This is a genomic window from Bradyrhizobium nitroreducens, from assembly GCF_002776695.1.
Taxonomy (GTDB): domain Bacteria; phylum Pseudomonadota; class Alphaproteobacteria; order Rhizobiales; family Xanthobacteraceae; genus Bradyrhizobium; species Bradyrhizobium nitroreducens.
In genome coordinates, this window is record NZ_LFJC01000003.1 from 7,311,124 (window position 1) to 7,311,620 (window position 497).

The following is a 497-nucleotide window of genomic DNA, read 5'->3' on the forward strand; positions in this document are numbered from 1 at the left end:
GGGCCTTGGTCGTAACACCGCTCTCAGCATCGGCCGCCACGGCGGCGACGTCATTCTGACCTATCGCAGCGGCGCAGCCGAGGCCGAAACGACGGTCCAAGAGATGAAGGCGTTGGGACGGAAGGCGGCCGCGCTGCCTTTGGATGTGAGCAAAGTGTCCTCCTTCAAGATTTTCGCCAATGAAGTGCAAGCGACGTTGAAAAAGAACTGGGGCCGAGAGACATTCGACCATCTCGTTAACAACGCCGGCCATGGCGAGATGGCCCCCTTTTCCGAGACGACGGAAGCTCAATTCGATTCTCTGTTCGACGTGCACGTGAAGGGCGTTTACTTCCTGACCCAGGCTCTTCTTCCGCTGCTTCACGACGGAGGCCGAATAGTGAATCTCTCCTCGGGTCTAACCCGGGTGTCTTTTCCCGGCTTCTCGGCCTACTCGGCGGCCAAGGGCGCGGTGGAAGTTCTGACGATCTGCTTGGCAAAGGAGTTGGGCAGCCGCG

General features: G+C 59.6%; 1 protein-coding gene. It reads left to right on the top strand.

Features of this window, described 5'->3' with window-relative positions:
* Positions 1-497: SDR family NAD(P)-dependent oxidoreductase (locus TSA1_RS34610; protein ID WP_100181504.1), on the top strand; the 497-nt coding region annotated here is incomplete at both ends.